This window comes from Aeromonas lusitana (genome assembly GCF_002812985.1).
Classification (GTDB): Bacteria; Pseudomonadota; Gammaproteobacteria; order Enterobacterales; family Aeromonadaceae; genus Aeromonas; species Aeromonas lusitana.
The window spans coordinates 1-3,524 of record NZ_PGCP01000006.1; the positions used below are offsets into that span (position 1 = coordinate 1).

2 rRNA genes are annotated in these 3,524 nt (G+C 52.0%); both read right to left on the reverse strand.

Annotated elements, in window-relative coordinates:
* Positions 1-100 precede the first annotated feature (100 nt).
* Positions 101-215, reverse strand: a 5S ribosomal RNA gene (gene rrf, locus CUC44_RS06305).
* 126 nt (positions 216-341) lie between these two features.
* Positions 342-3,231, reverse strand: a 23S ribosomal RNA gene (locus CUC44_RS06310).
* Positions 3,232-3,524 lie beyond the last annotated feature (293 nt).

Below are 3,524 nucleotides of genomic sequence, written 5' to 3' on the forward strand. Positions count from 1 at the left end.
GTCTGATAAATAGGCTCTGTATGGATAAAATATCTGCCCATTCCCAAATCCCAGCCAATAAAAAAGCCCGCTCAGATGAGCGGGCTTCTTCTAATTGGGTGCCTGGCAGTGTCCTACTCTCGCATGGCGAATGCCACACTACCATCGGCGCTACCGCGTTTCACTTCTGAGTTCGGCATGGGATCAGGTGGTTCCACGGCGCTATGGCCGCCAGGCAAATTCTTCAATCTCGGAAAGCTGACGTGAATAACGACTGTCACCGGTAAGGTGGGTCGCTATCACTGAATTTGTAAGTAGTTCATGCACTTGCTACAAGGCCCAGAACACTTCTTGGGTGTTGTATGGTTAAGCCTCACGGGTAATTAGTATGGGTTAGCTCAACACGTCGCCGCGCTTACACACCCCACCTATCAACGTTGTGGTCTCCAACGGCCCTTTAGGACCCTCAAGGGGTCAGGGATGACTCATCTCAGGGCTCGCTTCCCGCTTAGATGCTTTCAGCGGTTATCGATTCCGAACTTAGCTACCGGGCAGTGCCACTGGCGTGACAACCCGAACACCAGAGGTTCGTTCACTCCGGTCCTCTCGTACTAGGAGCAACTCCCTTCAATCATCCAACGCCCACGGCAGATAGGGACCGAACTGTCTCACGACGTTCTGAACCCAGCTCGCGTACCACTTTAAATGGCGAACAGCCATACCCTTGGGACCGACTTCAGCCCCAGGATGTGATGAGCCGACATCGAGGTGCCAAACACCGCCGTCGATATGAACTCTTGGGCGGTATCAGCCTGTTATCCCCGGAGTACCTTTTATCCGTTGAGCGATGGCCCTTCCATTCAGAACCACCGGATCACTATGACCTACTTTCGTACCTGCTCGACCTGTCCGTCTCGCAGTTAAGCTGGCTTATGCCATTGCACTAACCTCCTGATGTCCGACCAGGATTAGCCAACCTTCGTGCTCCTCCGTTACTCTTTGGGAGGAGACCGCCCCAGTCAAACTACCCACCAGGCACTGTCCGCGAGCCCGATTCAGGGCCCTGCGTTAGAACATCAAACATACAAGGGTGGTATTTCAAGGACGGCTCCAGCGCAACTGGCGTCACGCCTTCAAAGCCTCCCACCTATCCTACACATGTAGGTTCAATGTTCAGTGCCAAGCTGTAGTAAAGGTTCACGGGGTCTTTCCGTCTAGCCGCGGGTACACCGCATCTTCACGGCGAATTCGATTTCACTGAGTCTCGGGTGGAGACAGCATGGCCATGGTTACACCATTCGTGCAGGTCGGAACTTACCCGACAAGGAATTTCGCTACCTTAGGACCGTTATAGTTACGGCCGCCGTTTACCGGGGCTTCGATCAAGAGCTTCGCTTGCGCTAACCCCATCAATTAACCTTCCGGCACCGGGCAGGTGTCACACCCTATACGTCCACTTTCGTGTTTGCAGAGTGCTGTGTTTTTGATAAACAGTCCCAGCCATCTGGTCACTGCGACTCCCAACTGCTCCATCCGCAAGGGACTTCACTGTCAAGAGCGAACCTTCTCCCGAAGTTACGGTTCTATTTTGCCTAGTTCCTTCACCCGAGTTCTCTCAAGCGCCTTGGTATTCTCTACCCGACCACCTGTGTCGGTTTGGGGTACGATGACTTGTAATCTGAAGCTTAGAGGCTTTTCCTGGAAGCAGGGCATCAATGGCTTCACCACCGTAGTGGCTTCGTCTCAGGTCTCAGTGTTGTGTCTCCGGATTTGCCTAGAAACACCACCTACACCCTTTCACCAGGACAACCGTCGCCTGGCCCACCTAGCCTTCTCCGTCCCCCCATCGCAATTACAAGTCGTGCAGGAATATTAACCTGCTTCCCATCGATTACGCCTTTCGGCCTCACCTTAGGGGTCGACTCACCCTGCCCCGATTAACGTTGGACAGGAACCCTTGGTCTTCCGGCGAGGAGGCTTTTCACCCCCTTTATCGTTACTTACGTCAGCATTCGCACTTCTGATATCTCCAGCATACCTCTCGATACACCTTCGCAGACTTACAGAACGCTCCCCTACCACTCACACATAAGTGTGAATCCGCGGCTTCGGTGCCTGGTTTGAGCCCCGTTACATCTTCCGCGCAGGCCGACTCGACTAGTGAGCTATTACGCTTTCTTTAAATGATGGCTGCTTCTAAGCCAACATCCTAGCTGTCTGAGCCTTCCCACATCGTTTCCCACTTAACCAGAACTTTGGGACCTTAGCCGGCGGTCTGGGTTGTTTCCCTCTTCACGACGGACGTTAGCACCCGCCGTGTGTCTCCCGGATATTACTTACTGGTATTCGGAGTTTGCATGGAGTTGGTAAGTCGGGATGACCCCCTAGTCCAAACAGTGCTCTACCCCCAGTAGTATTCGTCCGAGGCGCTACCTAAATAGCTTTCGGGGAGAACCAGCTATCTCCGAGTTTGATTGGCCTTTCACCCCCAGCCACAGGTCATCCCCTAACTTTGCAACGTTAGTGGGTTCGGTCCTCCAGTTGATGTTACTCAACCTTCAACCTGCCCATGGCTAGATCACCCGGTTTCGGGTCTACACCTTGCAACTAGACGCCCAGTTAAGACTCGGTTTCCCTACGGCTCCCCTATACGGTTAACCTCGCTACAAAATGTAAGTCGCTGACCCATTATACAAAAGGTACGCAGTCACCCCGAAGGGCTCCCACTGCTTGTACGTACACGGTTTCAGGTTCTATTTCACTCCCCTCACAGGGGTTCTTTTCGCCTTTCCCTCACGGTACTGGTTCACTATCGGTCAGTCAGGAGTATTTAGCCTTGGAGGATGGTCCCCCCATATTCAGACAGGATGTCACGTGTCCCGCCCTACTCGATTTCACATCAAGGTTGTTTTCGTGTACGGGGCTATCACCCTGTATCGCCGGCCTTTCCAGGACCGTTCCACTAACTTCCAAGATGCTTAAGGGCTAATCCCCGTTCGCTCGCCGCTACTGAGGGAATCTCGGTTGATTTCTTTTCCTCGGGGTACTTAGATGTTTCAGTTCTCCCGGTTCGCCTCGCTACACTATGTATTCATGTAACGATACCTAGCTTATGCTAAGTGGGTTTCCCCATTCGGAAATCTGTGAGTAATAGCGTCTCTTACCGACTTCTCACAGCTTATCGCAGGTTAGTACGTCCTTCATCGCCTCTGACTGCCAAGGCATCCACCATGTACGCTTAGTCACTTAACCATACAACCCCAAGAAGTGTCGTCGAAACGACGCGACTCGTTGCTGTACAACAAGGACCAAAAATAAATTTTGGTTTTCGCCAAGAAGTTTCCAAAGCACTTGTAACAAATGTTTGAGAACTACTTTTTAAATCAGCTTTCCAGATTGTTAAAGAGCAAGTTTGCAACGGTCATTGACCGAAGAAAACAGACATAAACACGCATGCTTATGTCTGCATTCTTGTTAGCAAGAAGAGAAGTGGCGTCCCCTAGGGGATTCGAACCCCTGTTACCGCCGTGAAAGGGCGGTGTCCT